The organism is Deinococcus maricopensis DSM 21211 (assembly GCF_000186385.1).
In the GTDB taxonomy this organism is placed as follows: Bacteria; Deinococcota; Deinococci; order Deinococcales; family Deinococcaceae; genus Deinococcus_B; species Deinococcus_B maricopensis.
In genome coordinates this window covers 3,084,305-3,104,971 of record NC_014958.1, presented here as the reverse complement: position 1 = coordinate 3,104,971, position 20,667 = coordinate 3,084,305, and the positions used below count along the sequence as shown (strand labels likewise).

At 65.4% G+C, this 20,667-nt stretch carries 36 protein-coding genes; 35 read left to right on the top strand and 1 reads right to left on the bottom strand.

What is annotated here, in order from left to right; all coding sequences use genetic code 11:
• The first annotated feature begins 40 nt into the window (after positions 1–40).
• From fusA to DEIMA_RS14600, 34 genes are all read left to right on the top strand, one after another.
• Positions 41–2,128, top strand: a complete 2,088-nt coding sequence (gene fusA, locus DEIMA_RS14765; RefSeq protein WP_013558076.1) for an elongation factor G — start codon at positions 41–43, stop codon at positions 2,126–2,128.
• A gap of 107 nt (positions 2,129–2,235) precedes the next feature.
• Entirely contained in the window at positions 2,236–2,619 is a 384-nt protein-coding gene (locus DEIMA_RS14760; protein WP_013558075.1) for a hypothetical protein, read from the top strand.
• 233 nt (positions 2,620–2,852) lie between these two features.
• Positions 2,853–4,070 carry an elongation factor Tu gene (gene tuf / locus DEIMA_RS14755; protein ID WP_013555989.1) on the top strand — a complete coding sequence of 406 codons (1,218 nt, stop codon included), beginning with the start codon at positions 2,853–2,855 and terminating at the stop codon, positions 4,068–4,070.
• A gap of 5 nt (positions 4,071–4,075) precedes the next feature.
• On the top strand, positions 4,076–4,399 hold the full coding sequence (gene rpsJ / locus DEIMA_RS14750) for a 30S ribosomal protein S10 (protein WP_013558074.1): 324 nt from the start codon (positions 4,076–4,078) through the stop codon (positions 4,397–4,399).
• Positions 4,396–5,016, top strand: coding sequence for a 50S ribosomal protein L3 (rplC, locus tag DEIMA_RS14745; protein WP_013558073.1), 621 nt, complete (start codon positions 4,396–4,398; stop codon positions 5,014–5,016). The genes rpsJ and rplC overlap by 4 nt, the downstream gene beginning before the upstream one ends.
• Complete coding sequence (gene rplD, locus DEIMA_RS14740; protein ID WP_013558072.1) at positions 5,016–5,621, top strand: 50S ribosomal protein L4; 606 nt, start codon at positions 5,016–5,018, stop codon at positions 5,619–5,621. Before rplC ends, rplD begins: the two co-directional genes overlap by 1 nt.
• Positions 5,618–5,905, top strand: a complete 288-nt coding sequence (locus DEIMA_RS14735) for a 50S ribosomal protein L23 (RefSeq protein WP_013558071.1) — start codon at positions 5,618–5,620, stop codon at positions 5,903–5,905. Before rplD ends, DEIMA_RS14735 begins: the two co-directional genes overlap by 4 nt.
• Before the next feature lie 13 nt (positions 5,906–5,918).
• Entirely contained in the window at positions 5,919–6,752 is an 834-nt protein-coding gene (rplB, locus tag DEIMA_RS14730) for a 50S ribosomal protein L2 (protein ID WP_013558070.1), read from the top strand.
• Positions 6,753–6,760: 8 nt separating this feature from the next.
• On the top strand, positions 6,761–7,048 hold the full coding sequence (gene rpsS, locus DEIMA_RS14725) for a 30S ribosomal protein S19 (RefSeq protein WP_013558069.1): 288 nt from the start codon (positions 6,761–6,763) through the stop codon (positions 7,046–7,048).
• On the top strand, positions 7,048–7,383 hold the full coding sequence (rplV, locus tag DEIMA_RS14720) for a 50S ribosomal protein L22 (protein WP_013558068.1): 336 nt from the start codon (positions 7,048–7,050) through the stop codon (positions 7,381–7,383). The genes rpsS and rplV overlap by 1 nt, the downstream gene beginning before the upstream one ends.
• Complete coding sequence (gene rpsC, locus DEIMA_RS14715; protein WP_013558067.1) at positions 7,383–8,126, top strand: 30S ribosomal protein S3; 744 nt, start codon at positions 7,383–7,385, stop codon at positions 8,124–8,126. The genes rplV and rpsC overlap by 1 nt, the downstream gene beginning before the upstream one ends.
• On the top strand, positions 8,126–8,551 hold the full coding sequence (rplP, locus tag DEIMA_RS14710; protein ID WP_013558066.1) for a 50S ribosomal protein L16: 426 nt from the start codon (positions 8,126–8,128) through the stop codon (positions 8,549–8,551). The genes rpsC and rplP overlap by 1 nt, the downstream gene beginning before the upstream one ends.
• Complete coding sequence (rpmC, locus tag DEIMA_RS14705) at positions 8,538–8,738, top strand: 50S ribosomal protein L29 (RefSeq protein WP_013558065.1); 201 nt, start codon at positions 8,538–8,540, stop codon at positions 8,736–8,738. Before rplP ends, rpmC begins: the two co-directional genes overlap by 14 nt.
• On the top strand, positions 8,738–9,025 hold the full coding sequence (gene rpsQ, locus DEIMA_RS14700; RefSeq protein ID WP_013558064.1) for a 30S ribosomal protein S17: 288 nt from the start codon (positions 8,738–8,740) through the stop codon (positions 9,023–9,025). Before rpmC ends, rpsQ begins: the two co-directional genes overlap by 1 nt.
• Positions 9,022–9,426 (top strand): 50S ribosomal protein L14, encoded by a 405-nt coding sequence (gene rplN / locus DEIMA_RS14695; protein ID WP_013558063.1) that lies wholly within the window; start codon positions 9,022–9,024, stop codon positions 9,424–9,426. Before rpsQ ends, rplN begins: the two co-directional genes overlap by 4 nt.
• Positions 9,426–9,773, top strand: coding sequence for a 50S ribosomal protein L24 (gene rplX, locus DEIMA_RS14690; RefSeq protein ID WP_013558062.1), 348 nt, complete (start codon positions 9,426–9,428; stop codon positions 9,771–9,773). The genes rplN and rplX overlap by 1 nt, the downstream gene beginning before the upstream one ends.
• Positions 9,774–9,830: 57 nt before the next feature.
• Complete coding sequence (gene rplE, locus DEIMA_RS14685; RefSeq protein WP_013558061.1) at positions 9,831–10,370, top strand: 50S ribosomal protein L5; 540 nt, start codon at positions 9,831–9,833, stop codon at positions 10,368–10,370.
• Positions 10,371–10,594: 224 nt separating this feature from the next.
• Positions 10,595–10,864 carry a 30S ribosomal protein S14 gene (gene rpsN, locus DEIMA_RS14680; protein ID WP_013558060.1) on the top strand — a complete coding sequence of 90 codons (270 nt, stop codon included), beginning with the start codon at positions 10,595–10,597 and terminating at the stop codon, positions 10,862–10,864.
• Between the two features lie 160 nt (positions 10,865–11,024).
• A complete protein-coding gene (rpsH, locus tag DEIMA_RS14675) occupies positions 11,025–11,423 on the top strand; it encodes a 30S ribosomal protein S8 (protein WP_013558059.1) in 399 nt (132 codons plus the stop codon).
• A 9-nt stretch (positions 11,424–11,432) separates the two neighbouring features.
• Complete coding sequence (rplF, locus tag DEIMA_RS14670; RefSeq protein ID WP_013558058.1) at positions 11,433–11,990, top strand: 50S ribosomal protein L6; 558 nt, start codon at positions 11,433–11,435, stop codon at positions 11,988–11,990.
• The gene (gene rplR, locus DEIMA_RS14665) at positions 11,987–12,334 is read left to right on the top strand and encodes a 50S ribosomal protein L18 (RefSeq protein ID WP_013558057.1); all 348 of its coding nucleotides are present in this window, start codon (positions 11,987–11,989) and stop codon (positions 12,332–12,334) included. The genes rplF and rplR overlap by 4 nt, the downstream gene beginning before the upstream one ends.
• Positions 12,324–12,860, top strand: a complete 537-nt coding sequence (rpsE, locus tag DEIMA_RS14660; protein ID WP_013558056.1) for a 30S ribosomal protein S5 — start codon at positions 12,324–12,326, stop codon at positions 12,858–12,860. The genes rplR and rpsE overlap by 11 nt, the downstream gene beginning before the upstream one ends.
• Positions 12,857–13,024: a 50S ribosomal protein L30 gene (gene rpmD / locus DEIMA_RS14655; RefSeq protein WP_013558055.1), complete on the top strand. Its 168-nt coding sequence runs from the start codon at positions 12,857–12,859 to the stop codon at positions 13,022–13,024. The genes rpsE and rpmD overlap by 4 nt, the downstream gene beginning before the upstream one ends.
• Positions 13,021–13,473, top strand: a complete 453-nt coding sequence (rplO, locus tag DEIMA_RS14650; protein ID WP_013558054.1) for a 50S ribosomal protein L15 — start codon at positions 13,021–13,023, stop codon at positions 13,471–13,473. The genes rpmD and rplO overlap by 4 nt, the downstream gene beginning before the upstream one ends.
• A gap of 1 nt (position 13,474) precedes the next feature.
• On the top strand, positions 13,475–14,782 hold the full coding sequence (gene secY / locus DEIMA_RS14645; RefSeq protein ID WP_013558053.1) for a preprotein translocase subunit SecY: 1,308 nt from the start codon (positions 13,475–13,477) through the stop codon (positions 14,780–14,782).
• Positions 14,783–14,930: 148 nt separating this feature from the next.
• Positions 14,931–15,506 (top strand): adenylate kinase, encoded by a 576-nt coding sequence (locus DEIMA_RS14640; RefSeq protein WP_013558052.1) that lies wholly within the window; start codon positions 14,931–14,933, stop codon positions 15,504–15,506.
• Positions 15,507–15,568: 62 nt separating this feature from the next.
• Positions 15,569–15,862, top strand: coding sequence for a translation initiation factor IF-1 (gene infA, locus DEIMA_RS18745; RefSeq protein ID WP_083810873.1), 294 nt, complete (start codon positions 15,569–15,571; stop codon positions 15,860–15,862).
• Between the two features lie 102 nt (positions 15,863–15,964).
• Positions 15,965–16,078, top strand: a complete 114-nt coding sequence (gene rpmJ, locus DEIMA_RS14630; RefSeq protein WP_013558050.1) for a 50S ribosomal protein L36 — start codon at positions 15,965–15,967, stop codon at positions 16,076–16,078.
• A gap of 4 nt (positions 16,079–16,082) precedes the next feature.
• Positions 16,083–16,463: a 30S ribosomal protein S13 gene (gene rpsM / locus DEIMA_RS14625; protein ID WP_013558049.1), complete on the top strand. Its 381-nt coding sequence runs from the start codon at positions 16,083–16,085 to the stop codon at positions 16,461–16,463.
• A gap of 5 nt (positions 16,464–16,468) precedes the next feature.
• Positions 16,469–16,861 (top strand): 30S ribosomal protein S11, encoded by a 393-nt coding sequence (gene rpsK, locus DEIMA_RS14620; protein WP_013558048.1) that lies wholly within the window; start codon positions 16,469–16,471, stop codon positions 16,859–16,861.
• Between the two features lie 154 nt (positions 16,862–17,015).
• Positions 17,016–17,633, top strand: a complete 618-nt coding sequence (rpsD, locus tag DEIMA_RS14615) for a 30S ribosomal protein S4 (protein WP_013558047.1) — start codon at positions 17,016–17,018, stop codon at positions 17,631–17,633.
• 12 nt (positions 17,634–17,645) lie between these two features.
• Positions 17,646–18,611, top strand: a complete 966-nt coding sequence (locus DEIMA_RS14610; RefSeq protein ID WP_013558046.1) for a DNA-directed RNA polymerase subunit alpha — start codon at positions 17,646–17,648, stop codon at positions 18,609–18,611.
• A gap of 91 nt (positions 18,612–18,702) precedes the next feature.
• Positions 18,703–19,053: a 50S ribosomal protein L17 gene (gene rplQ / locus DEIMA_RS14605; protein WP_013558045.1), complete on the top strand. Its 351-nt coding sequence runs from the start codon at positions 18,703–18,705 to the stop codon at positions 19,051–19,053.
• An 89-nt stretch (positions 19,054–19,142) separates the two neighbouring features.
• A complete protein-coding gene (locus DEIMA_RS14600) occupies positions 19,143–19,703 on the top strand; it encodes an RBBP9/YdeN family alpha/beta hydrolase (RefSeq protein ID WP_148234978.1) in 561 nt (186 codons plus the stop codon).
• Between the two features lie 92 nt (positions 19,704–19,795).
• Here the strand turns inward: DEIMA_RS14600 and trxA are convergent, their stop codons facing one another.
• On the bottom strand, positions 19,796–20,128 hold the full coding sequence (gene trxA, locus DEIMA_RS14595; protein ID WP_013558043.1) for a thioredoxin: 333 nt from the start codon (positions 20,126–20,128) through the stop codon (positions 19,796–19,798).
• A gap of 106 nt (positions 20,129–20,234) precedes the next feature.
• On the opposite strand from trxA, the gene DEIMA_RS14590 reads away from it, so the two are divergent.
• Positions 20,235–20,561 (top strand): DUF309 domain-containing protein, encoded by a 327-nt coding sequence (locus DEIMA_RS14590; protein ID WP_013558042.1) that lies wholly within the window; start codon positions 20,235–20,237, stop codon positions 20,559–20,561.
• Positions 20,562–20,667 lie beyond the last annotated feature (106 nt).

Genomic DNA, 20,667 nt, shown 5'->3' with positions numbered 1-20,667 from the left:
CGCGTGACGCGCGTCACGTCAGAATTGTCAGGGAGACCTTATGACCACCAAAACCGGGAATTACCTGAACCACTTCCGCAACATCGGGATTGCCGCGCACATCGACGCCGGCAAGACCACCACCACCGAGCGCATCCTGTACTACACCGGCCGCACCCACAACATCGGTGAAGTGCACGACGGCGCCGCCACCATGGACTGGATGGAGCAGGAGCGCGAGCGCGGCATCACCATCACCGCCGCCGCCACCACCGCGAAGTGGACCCGTGCTGGCCAGGAGTACGTCGTCAACATCATCGACACCCCCGGCCACGTGGACTTCACCATCGAAGTGGAACGCAGCATGCGCGTGCTGGACGGCGCCGTCGCCGTGTTCGACAGCAGCCAGGGCGTGGAGCCGCAGTCTGAAACCGTGTGGCGCCAGGCCGACCGTTACGGCGTGCCCCGCATCGCGTTCAGCAACAAGATGGACAAGACCGGCGCGAGCTTCGAGCTGGTGCTGAACGACATCCGCGAGCGCCTCGGCGCGATCCCCGCGCCCGTGCAGTACCCGATGGGCCAGGAAAGCGACTTCAAAGGCATCATCGACATCGTCCGCCAGCGCGCGTACACCTACACCAACGACCTCGGCACCGACATCGAAGAGCACGACGTGCCCGCCGAGTACGCTGACAAGGTCACCGAAATGCGCGCCGCGCTGATCGAAGCCGCCGCCGAAGTCGACGAAGATCTGATGATGAAGTACCTCGAGGGCGAAGAGCCCACCGTCGAGGAGCTCGTCGCCGCCCTCCGCAAAGGCACCATCGAGAAGAAAATCTTCCCGGTTCTCTGCGGCAGCGCGCTGAAGAACAAGGGCGTGCAGCTGCTCCTCGACGCCGTCGTGGACTACCTGCCCAGCCCCCTCGAAGTGCCCGCCATCAAGGGCACCCTTGAGGACAGCGAAGAAACCCGCGAGTTCCCCGCCGACCCGAACGGCAAACTCGCCGGCCTCGCGTTCAAGATCATGGCTGACCCCTACGTCGGCCGCCTGACCTTCGTCCGCATCTACTCGGGCACGCTCCAGAGCGGCAGCTACGTGTACAACGCCAGCAAGGACAAGCGCGAACGCGTTGGCCGCCTGCTGAAGATGCACGCCAACAGCCGCGAAGAAGTCACCGAACTGAAGGCCGGGGAACTCGGCGCCGTGATCGGCCTCAAGGACGCCGGCACCGGCAACACCCTGATCGGCGACGGCGACGAGCACGTCCTGCTGGAAAGCATCGACGTTCCGGAACCCGTCATCAAGCTCGCCATCGAGCCGAAGACCAAAGCCGACCAGGAAAAAATGGGCATCGGCCTGCAGCGCCTTGCGGAAGAAGACCCCACCTTCAAGGTCGAAACCGACCAGGAAAGCGGTCAGACCACCATCGCGGGCATGGGCGAACTCCACCTTGAGATCCTCGTGGATCGCCTGAAGCGCGAGTACAAGGTCGAAGCGAACGTCGGCGCGCCCCAGGTGGCGTTCCGCGAAACCATCACCAAGGCGGTCGACGTCGAAGGTAAGTTCGTGCGTCAGTCCGGCGGTCGCGGTCAGTTCGGCCACGTCAAGATCAAGGCCGAACCCCTCGAGCCCGGCTCCGGCTTCATCTTCGAAAACGCCGTCGTCGGCGGCACCGTGCCCCGCGAGTACGTCGGCCCCGCCCAGAAGGGCATCGAAGAAGCCATGCAGAGTGGCCCGATGCTCGGCTTCCCCGTCGTGGACATGAAGGTCAGCCTGTACGACGGCAGCTACCACGAAGTCGACTCCAGCGAAATGGCCTTCAAAATCGCCGGCAGCATGGCGCTCAAGGAAGCCGTCCAGAAGGGCGCCCCGGCGCTGCTGGAACCCATCATGCGCGTCGAAGTGACCGTCCCCGAGGACTACATGGGCGACATCATCGGCGACCTGAACAGCCGTCGTGGCCAGATTCAGGGCATGGAAGCCCGCGGCAACGCGCAGATCGTCAAGGCCTTCGTGCCGCTGAGCGAGATGTTCGGCTACGCGACTGACATGCGCAGCATGACCCAGGGCCGCGCGAGCTACAGCATGTTCTTCGACCACTACAGCCAGGTGCCGAACAACATCGCGCAGCAACTGATGAAGAAGTAAAGCAACAGGGGAGAGGGCGACACCGCAAGGGGTCGCCCTCTTTCTGATGTCTACTTTCCATCCCAGAATTGCGTTCACAGGAAATTCTCACGTGTTACCCTCGGAGCATGGTGCCTCAAAAACTGTCATGGGTCACAACCTCTCTCATCATCACGATGGTGCTCGGCGTGCTGGGACTGCTGCTGCTGCCGTTCCTGGGGGGCTTCCTCAACATGGTGCTGGGTGCCAGCAGCGAGAACGCGCAAGAACTGCAAATTGCCCGTCTCTTCACCGGGGCGTCCCTATGGGTCAGCGGCCTTGTCGGCATTGCGTGGCTGGTCTTCGAATTCTTCACGTTCAAAGCGCTGCAGGCAGGCAAAAGCTGGGGCCGGATCGCGGCGATCGTTATTGGGATCATCAGCCTGCTGAACTTCCCGATCGGCACCATCCTCGGGATCTTCATGCTGATCGGCGCGTTCGATCCGGACGTGCAGCGTTACGCCAGCCGCTGACCAGCACCCACCTTGCCTGGAGGCCGACGGGAACGTCGGCCTCTGCTCTTGGGGTTGCCTTCACGAAGAGTTTTGAGTAACATGCGAAGTCGGTGCACCGAACAAAGGTGTTGGTGCATTGTGCCGCGACGCGGACACGCGCGCGGCGGGTTTCAACCCAATGTGGACCCGGTCCGGGCGCCTGATCAAAGGGCTGCACACTGTTGTGTCCACCGCTTGAGGAGACGAGATTTATGGCTAAAGGTACGTTCGAACGCACGAAGCCGCACGTGAACGTGGGCACCATCGGGCACGTCGACCACGGGAAAACCACGCTGACCGCCGCGATCACCTTCACGGCCGCCGCCAGCGACCCCACCGTCGAGAAGCTCGCGTACGACCAGATCGACAAGGCCCCCGAAGAAAAGGCCCGCGGCATCACCATCAACACCGCGCACGTCGAGTACAACACCCCCACGCGCCACTACAGCCACGTGGACTGCCCCGGTCACGCCGACTACGTCAAGAACATGATCACCGGCGCCGCGCAGATGGACGGCGCGATCCTGGTCGTGAGCAGCGCTGACGGCCCCATGCCCCAGACCCGCGAGCACATCCTGCTCGCCCGTCAGGTCGGCGTGCCCTACATCGTCGTGTTCATGAACAAAGTCGACATGGTCGACGACGAAGAACTGCTGGAACTCGTCGAAATGGAAATCCGCGAGCTGCTCAGCCGCTACGAATTCCCCGGCGACGACCTCCCCGTCATCAAGGGCAGCGCCCTCCAGGCCCTCGAAGCGCTCCAGGGCAACCCCAAGACCGCCCGCGGCGAAAACCAGTGGGTTGACAAGATCTGGGAACTGCTCGACGCCGTCGACAGCTACATCCCCACCCCCGAGCGCGACACCGACAAGACCTTCCTGATGCCCGTCGAAGACGTCTTCACCATCACCGGTCGTGGCACCGTCGCCACCGGCCGCGTCGAACGTGGCGTCATCAAGGTCCAGGACGAAGTCGAAATCGTCGGCCTGCGCGACACCCGCAAGACCACCGTCACCGGCATCGAAATGCACCGCAAGCTCCTCGACCAGGGCATGGCGGGCGACAACGTCGGCCTGCTGCTGCGCGGCGTGGCGCGTGACGACGTGGAACGCGGCCAGGTGCTCGCCAAACCCGGCACCATCAAGCCCCACACCAAGTTCGAAGCCAGCGTGTACATCCTCAGCAAGGACGAGGGTGGCCGTCACAGCGCGTTCTTCGGCGGCTACCGCCCGCAGTTCTACTTCCGCACCACGGACGTGACCGGCATCGTGGAACTGCCCGAAGGCGTCGAAATGGTCATGCCCGGTGACAACATCAGCTTCACCGTGGACCTGATCAAGCCCATCGCCATGGAAGAAGGCCTCCGCTTCGCCATCCGCGAAGGCGGCCGTACCGTCGGCGCCGGCGTCGTCACCAAGATTGTGGAGTGAATGACATGGTAGCCCCCAAGATCCGTATCAAGCTGCGTGGCTTTGACCACAAGGCCCTGGACCAGTCCGCGAGCAAGATCGTGGACACCGTCCGCCGCACCGGCGCGAACGTGAGCGGCCCCGTGCCCCTGCCCACGCGCATCCGCCGCTTCACCGTGCTCCGCAGCCCCTTCAAGTACAAGGACAGCCGCGAGCACTTCGAGATCCGTACGCACAACCGCCTCGTGGACATCGAGAACCCCACCAAAAAGACCATCGACAGCCTCATGACCCTCGACCTCCCCACGGGCGTGGACATTGAGATCAAGACCGTCGGGGGCCGCGCGTGAAGGGCATCCTCGGCACCAAAGTCGGCATGACGCAGGTCTGGAAGGACGACAAGGTCATCCCTGTGACCGTCGTGCTCGCCGGCCCCTGCCCCGTCGTGCAGCGCAAGACCACTGCGACCGACGGTTACGAGGCCGTGCAGGTGGGCTTCATGCCCAAAAACGAGAAGCGCATCAACCGCCCCCTCATGGGTCATCTTAAGAAGGCTGGCGTGAGCGGCGTGCGTTACCTGCGCGAGTTCCGCAACTTTACCCCCGAAGGCGACACCATCACGGTGGACATCTTCGGCGCGGGCGAGAAGATCGACGCGACCGGCACCAGCAAAGGTAAAGGCACGCAGGGCGTCATGAAGCGCTGGAACTTCAAGGGTGGTCCCGCGAGCCACGGCAGCAAGAAGTGGCACCGCCGCCCCGGTTCCATCGGTCAGCGCAAAACGCCCGGCCGCGTGTACAAAGGCAAGCGCATGGCGGGCCGCATGGGCAACGAGCGCGTCACCGTCCAGAACCTGGAAGTCGTGGAAGTGCGTGCCGGCGAGAACCTGATTCTCGTCAAGGGCGCCATCCCCGGCGCGAACGGTGGCCTCGTGGTGCTGCGCCAGGCCGTCAAGGGAGTCAAGTAATGGCGCAGATTAAAGTGATCGGCCAAAACGGCGGTCGCAACATCGACGTGGACCTGCCGGAAGTCAACACCCACGTCCTGCACGAAGTCGTCAGCTGGCAGCTCGCCAAGCGCCGCCAGGGCAGCGCGAGCACCAAGACGCGCGCGCAGGTCAGCCGCGGCGGCAAGAAGATGTACAGCCAAAAGGGCACTGGTAACGCCCGTCACGGCGACCGCAGCGTTCCCACCTTCGTGGGCGGCGGCGTCGCGTTCGGCCCCAAGCCCCGCAGCTACGCCTACACCCTGCCCAAGAAAGTCCGCCAGCTCGGCCTCGCGATGGCCCTCGCGGACCGTCAGGCGCAGGACAAGCTGCTCGCCGTGGACGGCTTCGGCCTCGACGGCAAGACCAAGAGCTTCGTCGCCTGGGCGAAGGAAAACGGCATGGACGGCAGCGAGCGCGTCTTCCTCGTCACCGACGACGAAGCCACCCGCCGCGCCGCGCGCAACCTCAGCTGGGTCACCGCGCTGCCCGTCGCCGGCCTGAACGTGTACGACATCCTGCGCCACGAGCGCCTGATCATCGACGCGATCGCCCTGGAACCCGCCAAAGAGGAGGAGAACCAGTGAGCCAGTTCGACGTCATCAAGGCGCCGGTCGTCTCCGAAAAGGCCTTCGCCGGCATGGAACGCGGCGTGTACACCTTCTGGGTGGACACCGACGCCACCAAAACCCAGATCAAGAACGCCGTTCAACAGGTGTTCGGCGTCAAGGTCGTGAAAGTCACCGCCTTCAACGCCATTGGCAAGGTCAAGCGCGTGGGCCGCTTCACGGGCCAGCGCAACAGCCGCAAGAAGGCCATGGTCAAGCTCGCCGAAGGCCAGAAGATCGAAGCCCTCGAGGGCCTGGTCTAAGGAGATCTGAATCATGGCACTCAAGAAGTACCGTCCGTACACCCCGTCGCGTCGCACCATGACGACCGCGGACTTCTCGGACCTCACCAAGAAGCGTCCCGAGAAGCACCTGACCGAAGCGCTCCCCAAGACCGGCGGTCGTAACAACCGCGGTCGCATCACCAGCCGATTCATCGGCGGTGGCCACAAGCGCCTCTACCGCATCATCGACTTCAAGCGCCGCGACAAAGCCGGCGTCACCGCCAGCGTCGCCGCGCTCGAGTACGACCCGAACCGCAGTGCCCGCATCGCCCTCCTGGCGTACGCGGACGGCGAGAAGCGCTACGTCCTCGCGCCCGAAGGCCTCACGGTCGGCAGCAAGGTCGTCAGCGGCCCCGAAGCGGAACCCAAGGTCGGCAATGCCCTCCCGCTGCGCTTCATCCCCGTCGGTAGCGTCGTACACGCGATCGAACTGGTCCCCGGCAAGGGCGCCCAGCTCGCCCGCAGCGCCGGCACCAGCGCGCAGGTCCAGGGCAAGGAAGGCGACTACGTCGTCCTGCGCCTCCCCAGCGGCGAACTCCGCCGCGTCCACACCGAGTGCTACGCCACCATCGGTAACGTCGGCAACGCCGAGCACAAGAACATCGTGATCGGTAAAGCCGGTCGCAGCCGCTGGCTCGGCCGCAAGCCGCACCAGCGCGGCAGCGCCATGAACCCGGTCGACCACCCCCACGGCGGTGGTGAAGGCCGCACCGGTGCGGGCCGCCCGCCCGTCAGCCCCTGGGGCCAGCAGGCCAAGGGCCTGAAGACGCGCCGCAAGCGTAAGGTGTCCGACCGCTTCATCATTTCCCGCCGCAAGGGTAAATAAGGAGAACTATGCCCCGTAGCCTCAAAAAAGGGCCGTTCGTGGAAGAGTCCCTCCTGAAGAGGGTCGACATCCAGAACGACAAAAACGACAAGCGCGTCATCAAGACCTGGAGCCGCCGCAGCACCATCGTGCCCGAAATGATCGGTCACACCATCGCCGTGTACAACGGTAAGCAGCACGTGCCCGTCTTCGTGAACGAGCAGATGATCGGCCACAAACTCGGCGAGTTCAGCCCCACCCGCGCGTACCGCGGCCACGGCGCGGACAAGAACGCCAAAGGGAGCAAGAAGAAGTAATGGCCGCCAAAGCGATTGCCAAGTACATCCGCATCGCGCCCCGCAAGGTCCGCCTTGTGGTCGACGTGATCCGCGGCAAGAACGTGCGTGACGCCGAGGACCTGCTGCGCTTCATCCCCCGCGGCGCCAGCGAGCCGGTCAGCAAGGTGCTTAAGAGCGCCAAAGCCAACGCCGTGAACAACCACGACATGATCGAGGACCGCCTCTACGTCGCCCAGGTGTTCGTGGACGCCGGCCCCACCCTCAAGCGCCTCCTGCCCCGCGCCCGCGGTGCGGCGAACATCATCAAGAAGCGCACGAGCCACATCACGATCATCCTCGAGGAGCGCGCCTAATGGGTAACAAGATCAACCCCAACGGCTTCCGCCTGGGCATCACCAAAGGCTGGAACAGCCGCTGGTACGCCGGCAAGAAGACCTACAGCAAACTCCTCCAGGAAGACGAGCGCATCCGCAACCTCGTCGAGAAGGAACTCAAGGCCGCCGGCATCGCGCGCATCGAAATCGAACGCGCCGGCCAGCAGGTCAACGTGATCATCAGCGCCGCGAAACCCGGCATCGTGATCGGCAAGGGCGGCGACAGCATCAAGCGCCTCCGCGGCCAGATCGAAGCGCTCGTGAGCGCCGGTACCGTCGCCGTGAACGTCGCGGAGATTCCCAACCCCAACATCAGCGCGCCCCTGGTGGCCCTGCGCGTCGCGGAGCAGATCGAGCGCCGCTTCGCCTTCCGCCGCGCCATGAAGCAGGCGGCGCAGCGCGTGATGGAATCCGGCGCCCGTGGCGTCAAGGTCGTTATGAGTGGCCGTCTCGGCGGCGCCGAGCAGGCCCGCACCGAAAAAGTCCTCGAAGGCCGCGTGCCCCTGCACACCCTGCGCGCCGACATCGACTACGGCACCGCGCTCGCGCGCACCACGTACGGCATCATCGGCATCAAGGTGCTGGTGTTCAACGGTGAAGTCATCGGCGGGAAGACCGAGACGCTCGCGCGTCCCCCCCGTCAGGACCGTGGCCGCCGCGAAGACGGCGACCGCCCGAACCGCCGTCGCCCCGCCGCGCGCCGCCGCACTGGAGGTGAGTGATGCTTCTTCCGAAGCGCACCAAGTACCGCAAAATGTTCCGCGGCCGCATGACCGGCGACGCCAAGGGCGGCGACTACGTCGCGTTCGGCGACTACGGCCTCATCGCTACCGAGCCCGCGTGGATCAAGAGCAACCAGATCGAGGCGTGCCGCATCGTGATGAGCCGCCACTTCCGCCGCGGCGGTAAGATCTACATCCGCATCTTCCCGGACAAGCCCATCACCAAGAAACCCGCCGAAACCCGAATGGGTAAAGGTAAGGGCGCCGTGGAGTACTGGGTGGCCGTGGTCAAGCCCGGCCGTGTGATGTTCGAAGTGGCCGGCGTGACCGAAGAGCAGGCCAAAGAAGCCTTCCGTCTGGCCGGGCACAAGCTGCCCATCGCGACCAAGATGGTGAAGCGCGAGGTATACGATGAAGCTCAGTGAGATGCGCCAGCTCGACGCGAGCGCCTTCGAGCAGGAAGTCGCGAACCGCAAGAAAGAACTGATGGAGCTGCGGTTCCAGGCCGCCGTCGGTCAGCTCGCGAACCCCGCGCGCGTCCGCCAACTGCGCCGCGAAGTCGCCCAGCTCCTGACCATCCAGGGCGAACTCGCCCAGGGGAGTGAGAAGTAATGGCGAAGAAGACGTTCCAGGGCGTCGTCGTCAGCGACAAGGCCGACAAGACCGTCAGCGTCAAGGTCGAGCGTCGCTACGCGCACCCGCTGTACGGCAAGGTCGTGACCCGCAGCCAGAAGTACGCTGCCCACGACGAGAACAACGAATTCCGCATCGGTGACCGCGTCGAGATCCTCGCGGTGCGCCCCATCAGCAAGACGAAGACCTGGAAGGTCACGCGCCTGATCGAGCGTCCCCGCGGCATCGAAACGACCGCCGTGGAGACGGAAGGCGGTAACGCATGATCATGCCCCAGACCCGCCTCGACGTGGCGGACAACAGCGGCGCGCGCGAAATCATGTGCATCCGCGTGCTGAACAGCGGCATCGGCGGCAAGGGCCTCACCAAGGGCGGCGGCGGTAACAAGCGCTACGCTCACGTCGGCGACATCATCGTCGCCAGCGTCAAGGAAAGCGCCCCCCGCGGTGCCGTCAAGAGCGGCGACGTCGTCAAAGCCGTCGTCGTGCGCACCAGCAAGAGCATCCAGCGCCCCGACGGCTCGGTGATCCGCTTCGACAAGAACGCCGCCGTCATCATCAACAACAACGGCGAGCCCCGCGGCACCCGCGTGTTCGGGCCGGTCGCCCGTGAACTCCGCGACCGCCGCTTCATGAAGATCGTGTCGCTCGCCCCGGAGGTGCTGTAATGCCCCGTCCTAGCGCCGGCAGCCACCACAACAACAAACTGCACGTGAAGACCGGCGACACCGTCATCGTCACGCGCGGCAAGAACAAAGGCCAGACGGGCAAAGTGCTCATGGCCCTCCCCGGCGAGCAGAAGGTCGTCGTGGACGGCGTGAACATCGTCAAGAAGCACGTCAAGCCCAGCGCGACCAACCCGCAAGGCGGCATCGAAGAGCGCCCCGCGGCGCTGCACGCCAGCAAGGTCCGCCTCGTGGACCCCGAAACCGGCAAAGCCACCCGCGTCCGCCGCGAAACCCGCGACGGCAAAAAGGTGCGCGTCGCGGTTTCCAGCGGCAAGGTCATCGACTAATCCCGGGGGCGCCCCCCGGGGCGTCCTGGGCGACCTGACCGCCCGAAGGAAGGCAACATGAGCATCATCAAAGACAAGTACAACGGTGAGGTGCGCGTCCAGCTGCAGCAGCAGTTCGGATACAGCAGCATCATGGCCGTCCCCCGCATCGAGAAGGTTGTTGTCAACCAGGGCCTCGGCAGCAGCAAAGAGGACAGCAAGGCCATCGACAAGGCCAGCCGTGAACTCGCGCTGATCACCCTGCAGAAGCCCGTCGTCACCAAAGCGAAGAAGAGCATCAGCAACTTCAAGCTCCGCCAGGGCATGCCCATCGGCGTGAAGGTGACGCTGCGCGGCCAGCGCATGTACGACTTCCTGGACAAGCTGATCAACATCGGCCTGCCCCGCATCCGCGACTTCCGCGGGATCAACCCCAACAGCTTCGACGGCCGCGGCAACTACAACCTCGGCATCAAAGAGCAGCTGATCTTCCCCGAAATCACCTACGACATGGTCGACCAGGTGCGCGGGATGGACATCACGGTCGTCACGACCGCCAAGAACGACGAGGAAGCCCGCGCGCTGCTGCAGGCCCTCGGCTTCCCCTTCCGCAAGTAAGGGAGCAGCGGAGCGCGGCCCGGGTCATCCCGGGCCGCGCTCCGCTGGTGAGAATGTGACCGACGCGCGTTTCCTTTTTGCCGAGGTGTCGCGTATACTGCTTTCTTGTGTCGGCCTCTCATTGCTGACCGCCGAGCCGCAGGGTTCACGGTCGCAACGAACAGCCGCGCAAATGTCTCGACGGCGCCAGCGGCACCGCCCGCCCGCCCGAGCAGGAGTGAGAAATGGCGAAGAAAGCGAAAATCCAACGCCAGAAGCACCGCGAAAAAATGGTCGCCAAGTACGCGGCCAAGCGCGCGGAGCTGAAGGCCGCCGGCGACTACGTCGGTCTCGCGCAGCTGCCCCGCGACGCGAGCCCCACCCGCCTGCACAACCGCTGCGCCCTGACCGGCCGCCCCCGTGGCTACATCCGGTTCTTCGGCGTCAGCCGTATTGTGCTGCGCGAAATGGCCCACGCGGGCGAACTGCCCGGCGTGAAAAAAGCCAGCTGGTAATCCACCAGCCCCGTCCACGCCGCCTGGATACGAACCGCTCGCATTGATGCGGTGATCGTCCGGAGTCGGACCCATAACAAAGACTGCTCAATAGAGCACCCCGGCCCGCCCGAGAACGGCGGACCAGAACGCCGGGCAGCGATGCCCGTGCGGAGGAACCATGCTGAGCGACCCCATTGCTGACATGCTGACGCGCATCCGTAACGCGACGCGCAGCTACAAAGAGAGCGTGGACGTGCCGGCCTCCAAGTTCAAGGAGGAACTCGCCAAGCTGCTCGTCAAGGAAGGCTTTATTGCCGCCAGCGAGCGCGTGAGCGAAGAAGGCAAGTTCGACGTGCTGCGTTTGACCCTCAAGTACGGTCACAAGCGCGAACAAGTCATCAAGCACATCGAGCGCATCTCGCGTCCCGGCCGCCGCGCCTACGCGAGCGTCGAAAACCTGCCCCGCGTCCAAAAGGGCCTGGGCCTCGCCGTCGTGTCCACCAGCAAAGGCCTGATGGCCGACCGTGACGCCCGCAAAGCCGGCGTCGGCGGCGAAGTCATCTGCGTGCTCTGGTAAGGAGGCTGCATGTCCCGCATCGGTAAACAACCCATCGCCGTCCCGAACGGCGTGACCACCACGGTCGAAAGTGGCCTGTTCAAGGTCAAAGGCCCCAAAGGCGAACTGCAGGTGCCCTTCAACAGCGCCCTCAGCATCCGCGAGGAAAACGGCGCGCTGTTCGTCGAGCGTCCCAGCGACCGACAGGACCACCGCGCCCTGCACGGCCTGACCCGCACCCTCGTCGCCAACGCCGTTAAGGGCGTCAGCGACGGCTACACCATCAACCTCGAGCTCAAAGGCGTCGGTTACCGCGCCAAGCTCAGCGGCAAGGCCCTGGAACTCACCATCGGCTACAGCCACCCGGTCGTTATCGACCCGCCCGCCGGCGTGAGCTTCACCGTGCCGGAACCCACCAAAATTGACGTGACCGGCATCGACAAGCAACTCGTCGGTCAGGTCGCCGCGAACGTCCGCCGCGTCCGCAAACCCGATGCCTACCACGGCAAGGGCGTGCGCTTCGCCGGCGAGAAGATTGCCCTCAAGGCTGGTAAAGCCGGCGCCACGGGCGGGAAAGGCAAGAAATGAGCGCCAACAACGTCACGACGGGCCGCCGCAAGCTCCGCAACCGCCGCAAGGTGCGCGTGGCAGCCGGCGTCCGTCCGCGCCTCAGCATCTTCCGCAGCAGCAAGCACATCTACGCGCAGCTGATCGACGACACCACGGGCACCACCATCGCCCAGGTCGGCAGCAAGAAGCTCAGCACTGAAGGCACCAAGACCGACGCCGCCGCCGCTGTGGGCAAGGCCCTCGCGGAAGCCGCCGTCGCCAAGGGAGTCAAACAAGTCGCGTTCGACCGCGGTCAGTTCCGCTACCACGGTCGCGTGAAGGCGCTCGCGGACGCGGCGCGGGAGGGTGGCCTTGACTTTTAACCGTCGTCCGGACCGCGAGCGTGAAAGCAGCGAGTTCGAAGAGAAGATGATCAGCATCAACCGCACCGCCAAGACCTACCAGGGTGGCCGTCGGTTCCGTTTCGCCGCGCTCGTCATCATCGGTGACCGCAATGGTCGCGTGGGCATGGGCATCGGCAAAGCCAAAGAAGTGCCGGTGGCCATCGAGAAGGCCAAAGCCATCGCGCGCAAGAACATGATCACCGTGCCCGTCGAAAACGGCACGATCCCCCACGACATCGTCGGGGAAGGCACGAACAGCCACGTGCTGCTCAAGCCCGCCGCGCCCGGTACCGGCGTGATCGCGGGCACCGTGCCCCGCAGCATCGCCGAACTCGCGGGCATCACCAACATGCTCAGCAAAGAGCTCGGCAGCCGTAACCAGATCAACGTCGCGTACGCGGTGTTCGACGGCCTGAAGCGCCTCCGGACCGCCAAGCAGGTCAAAGCCCTGCGCGGCACCCCGGCGCCCGCCGCGCCCGCGCAAGCGGAAGGGAGCGCCCAGTGAAAATCACGCTGAAGCGCAGCGTCATCGGCCGCAAGAAAGACCAAGTCGAGACCGTCAAGGCGCTCGGCCTGAAGCGCATCGGCGAGACGCGTGAACTGACTGACACGCCCGCCGTCCGCGGCATGGTCGAGAAAGTCAAACACCTCCTGGAGGTGACCGAGTGAAGCTCAACGAACTCAAGGCCAATCCCGGCGCGCGCAAGAACCGCAAACGCGTCGGCCGTGGCCCCGGCGGCACTGACAAGACCGCCGGCCGTGGCCACAAAGGCCAAAAGGCCCGCAGCGGCGCCGGTAAAGGCCAGTTCTTCGAAGGTGGCCGCAGCACGCTGATCAGCCGCCTGCCGAAGCGCGGCTTCAACAACGTCGGCACCGTCTACGAGGTCGTGAACCTCAGCCAGATCGCCGAACTGACCGGCACGGTCGACCGCGAAGCCCTGGCCGCCGCCGGCCTGGTGCGCCGCAAAGACCGCCCCGTGAAGCTCCTCGCGCGCGGCGAAGTCAAAACGGCCCTCACCGTGCACGTGGACGCCGCCAGCGAAGCGGCCGTGAAGGCCATCGAAGCGGCCGGCGGCAGCGTCGTCCTCCCGCAAGTTAGCGCCGAGAAGGACGCCTAACATGCTGCGGGCCTTCCGCGACGCGTTCCGCATCCCGGACCTTCAGCGGAAGATCCTCTTCACCCTGTTGCTGCTGGGCGTCTACCGCCTTGGCAACGCGATCCCGACGCCGGGCGTCAACGTCTCGGCCCTGGAACAGACCACCAATGGTGGTCTGTTTGGCTTGATCAGCCTGATCTCGGGTGGGAATCTTTCGCAATTCTCGATTTTCGCGCTGGGCGTGCTGCCGTACATCACGGCGAGCATCGTCATTCAGCTGCTGACCTCCACCATCCCCTTCCTTGAGAAGCTCAGCAAGGAAGGCGAGGAGGGCCGCAAGAAAATCACGCAGTACACCCGCTACGCCGCCATCGGCCTCGGCACGGTGCAGGCGCTGTTCTTCGTGCTGGCCGGCATCGTGAACGACCCCGCGAAGCTCTCGCCCGGCTGGGGCCAGGACGCCTTCACGGTCGTCGTGATGGTCCTCACCCAGGTGGCCGGCATCGCGTTCACGATGTGGCTCGGTGAGCGCATCACCGAAGTCGGTATCGGCAACGGCATCAGCCTGATCATCATGGCCGGCATCGTCGCCCGCTACCCGGTGGACATCAGCCTGACCGGACAGCTGCTCGCCAAGGACCAGGTGTCGCTGCTCGGCATCGTCGCGTTCATCGTGATTCTGCTGGTGGTGCTCGCGGGCATCGTGTTCGTCCAGCAGGGCGAACGCCGCGTGCCCGTGCAGTACGCGCGCAAGCAGGTCGGCAACCGCCAGGTGGGCGGCCAGGCCACGTACCTGCCGATCAAGGTCAACCAGGCCGGCGTGATTCCCGTGATCTTCGCGGGCGCCATGCTGATCCTCCCGAACTTGATTCAGCAGGCCACGACGACGCGCGCGCCGCAGGTCGCCGACTTCATCGGGAAGTACCTCAGCTTCGGCAGCCCGCTGTACCTCGCCCTGGAAGTGCTGCTGATCTTCGGGTTCACGTACCTGTACAACAGCGTGCAGTTCGACCCGAAGCGCATCAGCGAGCAGCTGCGCGAGAGCGGCGGGTTCATTCCCGGCGTGCGCCCCGGCACGGCCACGGCCGAGTACCTCGGGCGCATCAGCAGCCGCATCAGCTTGTGGGGCGCGATCTTCCTGGCGGTGCTCACCATCCTGCCGCAGATCGTGCAGAAAGCCACTGGCATCACCACCTTCCAGTTGAGCGGCACCGGTCTGCTCATCGTGGTCGGGGTCGCGCTCGACACGCTTAAGCAGCTCGAGTCGCAACTCACGGTCCGGCGGTACGACGGGTTCATCAGCAAAGGCCGCATTCGCGGTCGCCTGTAAAGACAACGCGCGCGGGCGGGCTTGGCCCGCCCGCGCGCGTTTTGGCGTGCACGCGGTACAATCGCTCGAATGTGCCAGCGTCCCGCTGGTCACCGCGCAACCACATCAAGCCACCGCCGCCCAGCTGGGCAGCGCGAGGAGGGAAGAATTGAACGCTGAACGTAACCGAGTGGTGATTTTCCTGGGCCCGCCCGGCGCCGGCAAAGGCACGCAGGCCGAGCGCCTCGCGCGCGACCTTGACCTCGTGAAGATCAGCACCGGCGACATCCTGCGCGACCACGTCGCGCGCGGCACCGAACTGGGCCTGCAGGTCAAAGACGTGCTGGACAAGGGCCAACTGGTTTCCGACGATATCCTGATCGCCCTGATTCGCGACAAGCTTGCCAGTCTCGAAGCGGTGCGCGTCATCTTCGACGGGTTCCCGCGCACGGTCGCGCAGGCCCATGACCTCGACGTGCTGCTGGAGGAGCTTGGCGCGCCCATTCACGCGGTGCCGCTGCTCGAAGTGCCCGATGAGGAGCTGATCGAGCGCATCGTGGAGCGGGGCAAGACGTCCGGCCGCAGCGACGACACGGCAGAGGTGGCGCGGCAGCGTCAGGCAGTGTACCGCGAGCAGACGCAGCCGCTGATCGAGTACTACCGCGCGCGTGGACACCTGCGGGTGATCGACGGCGTGGGCAGCATGGACGACGTCTACGGGCGTCTGCGCAACGCGCTGAACTGAACCGCTGAACGGCGCTGGCGGCAGGGGAATCACTACGCACCCCTTGCCGCTCGCTGCTCAGCATGCTAGTTTTATGTTTGGCCTTCAGGCCTGGAGGGTACGTGGCGAAAAGAAAATTTCCGGAGAAACGCGAGCGCAAGACTGAGGACACCGACACCGTCCGCGCCGAAGGCGTGGTCGAGGAGGCCCTGCCCAACACCACCTTCCGCGTGAAGCTGGACACTGGGCACGACATCCTGGCGTACATCAGCGGCAAGATGCGCATTCACTACATCCGCATCCTGCCCGGCGACCGCGTGGTCCTGGAAATCTCGCGTTACGACACGTCGCGCGGCCGCATCGTTTACCGCAAGTAAGCGGCCGTCACCGACCTGAAGTGACAGATTCCCCGCCCAGGCGGGGGGTCGAGCGCTGCTGGGGACCCAAGATGGGGTCAAGGCGGCGCGAGGAGGAAGTACATGAAAGTCCGCACCAGCGTCAAGAAGATGTGCGACAAGTGCAAGGTCATTCGTCGCCACGGACGCGTTCTCGTCATCTGCGAGAACGTGAAGCACAAGCAGCGTCAGGGGTAAGTGCATGGCTCGTATTGCAGGTGTTGACCTCCCCCGCGAAAAGCGCATCGAAATTGCGCTGACGTACATCTACGGCATTGGCCTGACCCGCGCCAAGGAAGTGCTCGCCCAGACCGGCGTGAACCCTGACACGCGCGTCAAGAACCTCAGCGAAGCCGAACAGGGCCAGCTGCGTGACGCCATCGAGAAGACCTTCAAGGTCGAAGGTGACCTCCGCAGCGAGATCGGCCAGAACATCAAGCGCCTGATGGACATCGGCGCCTACCGTGGTCTGCGTCACCGCCGTGGCCTGCCCGTTCGCGGTCAGCGCACCAAGACCAACGCCCGCACCCGCAAAGGTCCGCGTAAGACCGTCGCCGGGAAGAAGAAGGCCACGAGGAAGTAAGGACCATGGCGAAAGCTCAAAAAGGCAAGACCCCCCGCCGCGTCCGCCGCAACATCGGCGCCGGCCGCGCGTACATCCACGCGTCCTACAACAACACCATCGTCACGATCACCGACGCTGACGGGAACAGCGTCGCGTGGAGCAGCGGCGGCACCATCGGCTACAAAGGCAGCAAGAAGGGCACGCCCTACGCCGCCCAGCTCGCCGCCGCCGACGCCGTGAAGAAGGCCCAGTCCTTCGGCATGAACATCGTCGACGTGATCGTCCGTGGTACCGGCAGCGGCCGTGAACAGGCCATCCGCGCCATCCAGGCCAGCGGCATCGACGTGAAGTCCATCATGGACGACACCCCCGTGCCCCACAACGGCTGCCGCCCCGCCAAGAAGAACCGCGCCTAATCAAGCCCGCTCAGGCCCCACGCCTGAGCGGACTGCGCGCCGCCTGCTTCCCACCTGGCCCGCCCAGCACGCTCCCGGCCTCCGGGAGGGACGGCACCCCAGAGGGACAGATTTCCGACCGCCCACGTGAGGCCGGTCGCACCCAAGGAGACTCATGGGTCGTTTTCGTGGTTCCATTACCAAACAAAGCCGTCGCGAAGGCATCAACCTCGCCGAGACGGAAAAAGTCCAGAAGTACCTGGACCGCCGCCCCTACGCGCCCGGTCAGCACGGCCAGCGCCGCAAAGGCCGCCCCAGTGACTACAGCGTCCGTCTGCGCGAGAAGCAGAAACTCGCCCGCCTGTACGGCGTGAGCGAGAAGCAGTTCCGCAACCTCTTCGAGGAAGCCGCGAACATTCCCGGCGTGACCGGCACCGTGTTCCTCCAGTTCCTGGAGCGCCGCCTGGACAACGTCATCTTCCGCCTCGGCATCGCCAGCACGCGCCGCCAGGCCCGTCAGTTCGTCGCACACGGTCACATCCTCGTGAACGGCAAACTGCTCGACGTGCCCAGCTACCGCGTCAAGATCGGCGACGTCATCACCGTCGCCGAGCGCAGCCGCCAGAACGGCTTCATCCTCGAGAACATGGAAGCCGCCAAGCGCCGCCGCGTCAGCCCCTGGCTCGAATTCAACACCGAGACCTTCACCGGCTCGTTTGTGCGCCTGCCCGCCCGCGAGGACCTGGCGCTGCCCATCAACGAGAACTTCATCATCGAGTTCTACTCGCGCTAATCGGAGGTTCGCGTGGACAGCAAGCGCCCCCAACTCAAAGCTCGCGTTGACGGCAACTACGGCGAGTTCACGCTCGAACCGCTGAAGCGCGGCTACGGCGTCACCATCGGGAACCCCCTGCGCCGGATCCTGCTTTCCTCGATTCCTGGCACTGCCGTGACCAGCGTGTACATCGAGGACGTGCTGCACGAATTCAGCACCATCCCCGGCGTCAAGGAAGACGTCATCCAGCTCATCCTGAACCTCAAGGAACTCGTCGTGAAGTTCCACGCTCCCGGTCCCAAGACCCTCACCCTGCGTGCGCAGGGCCAGGGCGTCGTGACTGCCGGCGCGTTCGAGGTGCCCAGCGACGCTGAGATCGTCAACCCGGACCTCGTCATTGCGAACCTCGCCGAAGACGGCAAGCTCGTCATGGAAGTCCGCGTCGAGGAAGGCGAAGGGTACGTCCCCGCCGACAAGCACGCCACCAAGGACCGCATCAACAGCATCCCGGTGGACGCCGTGTACTCCCCGGTGCGCCGCGTCGCGTACCACGTGGAGAACACCCGCGTCGGTCAGCAGACGGACCTTGATCGCCTGATCATCCGCATCTGGACGGACGGCAGCGCCGACCCGCAAAGCGCGCTCGACATGGCCGTGGACACGCTCCGCGACGAACTGAGCGTGTTCGGCAACGTCGAAACCATCCAGGCGGAAACGGTCGTCACGCCCGCCGCGTATGACCTGCCGCAGCCCAGCGCGCTGTCCATCAACCCGCAACCCTACCCCGCGGACCTGGACAGCCCCAAAGTCACCCTGGAAGGCCTCGGCCTCACCACGCGCGTGCTGCACTCCCTCAAAGAGGAAGGCATCGACAGCGTGGACGCCCTGTGCGCCCTTTCCGACCGTGACCTCAAGAAAGTCCCCGGCATCGGCGAACGCTCGCTCGACGAGATCAAAGCGCAACTCGCGCAGTTCGGCCTGAGCCTCAAGGACTGAACGCCACCGCCAGGCGAGCGCCCGCTCGCCTGGTCCCCACGTACCCGCACCCTGGAACGCCCACGCGTTCCCGCTACCAAGGAGACATACCATGCGTCACCGGAGCTCCGGTCGCAAACTCAACCGCAACAGCAGCAGCCGCATTGCGCTCGCCCGCGCGCAGGCCACCGCGCTGCTCCGCGAAGGTCGCATCCAGACGACCGTCGCCAAAGCGAAAGAACTGCGCCCCTACGTCGAAAAACTCATCACCACCGCCAAGGGCGGCGACCTGCACAGCCGCCGCCTCGTGCTCCGCGACATTCACGACAAAGCCGTCGTGACGAAACTCTTCGACGAAATCGCGCCGAAGTACGCGGAACGCCCCGGCGGGTACACGCGCATCCTGCGCGTCGGCGTGCGCCGCGGCGACGCCACCCCCATCGCCCTGATCGAACTGGTCTGAGGCACCCTGCGCGCGCGGCCCTCCCACGGAGGGCCGCGCCGCTGTCATGAAAGGCGCCGGCCAGCTGCCACCGGCTTATGCTGAGCGGCATGACGACCCCCCGCGTAATCATCGTGCCCGGCCTGGGCGACAGCGGCCCCGAACACTGGCAGTCCCTGTGGACCGAGAAGTACGGCGCCGCTCGCGTCCGCCAGGACGACCCCGAAACCCCCACGCCGGCCACCTGGTCCGCGCGCCTGCAGGAGGTCGTTGACGCCACCCCCGGTGACGTGGTGCTGGTCGGGCACTCCTGCGGCGTGCTGAACATCGTGCACTGGGCGAAGCTGTACCCCGTCCCGGACCGGGTGCGCGGCGCGATGCTGGTCGGCCCCACGGACCCGGAACAGCTCGACATGAACGCCAAAGCGCCCGCGGTGCTCGCCATGGGGCCCATGCCCATGACGCCCCTGCCGTTCCCAGTGCTCGTCGTGGCGAGCGAGAACGACCCGTACGCCGCGTTCGACCGTGCCGAGGCGTTCGCGGACGCCTGGGACGCCACGCTCGTCACGGCCGGCGAGGCCGGGCACATCAACATCGCCAGCGGCCATGGGGACTGGCCGGAAGGGGAAGTGCTGCTCGCCGAATGCCTGGACGCCTGGAAGCGCGAGTAGGGAAGAGGAAAGGTACCCTGCGCGTCCGCTCGTGAGGGCCCAGCAACGAGGAACGCGCCCGCATTCAGCGGGCGCGTTCCTCGTTGCTGGATTCAGTTCGCCGCGACGGTTTCGAGGTGCTTGCTCAGCAGGCGCTCGAAGGCCGGCTTGGGCTGCGCGCCCACGATGCCTTCCACCGGCTGGCCGTCCTTGAACAGGATCAGCGTCGGGATGCTCATCACGCGGTACTGCATGGCGGTCTGCTGGTTGTCGTCCACGTTCAGCTTCCCGAACTTGACCTTGCCTTCGTACTCCCCGGCAAGCTCCTCCACGACCGGCGCGATCATGCGGCACGGGCCGCACCACGGCGCCCAGAAGTCCACGAGCGTCAGGCCCTCGGCGATCTCAGTTTTAAACGTGCTGTCGGACAGGTCCACAGGCTTCATGCTTCGCATGATAAGCGCGCCCTGCCCGCCCAATCGCAGCGCGCCTTTCCTTTCGCGCTCACCCCCCCTTGACGGACACCTCACGGCTGCCCCATACCAAGAAGGCATGAACCCACACTGGCAGGCCGGGGCCGACCTCTTCGCGCAGGGACAGTGGTGGCACGCGCACGAAGCCTGGGAAGACGAGTGGCGCGCCGCGACCGGCGCGGACCGCGCGTGCCTCAGCGCGCTGATCCTGCTCGCCGCGGCCCTCCACAAACGCTGGCATCACGGCAGCACCGCGCACCGCAACTACCACAAGGCCGAGCGCTACCTGAATGACCTGCCCGCCGCGTACGGCGGCGTGGACCTCGCGCGGCTCCGCGCGGACGTGTGGGCGGCCCTGCACGACCCGGCGCTGCGCCCACGCCTGCACGCACCAGGCGGCCCATGAGCCTTGAGTGAGGTCCGGGCGGGCGTTATGCTGACCGGCAGGCCCATTCACACGTCACTGCTCCACCTGGCCCGAACGCCCATTCACAACGGCACAAAGGAGAACT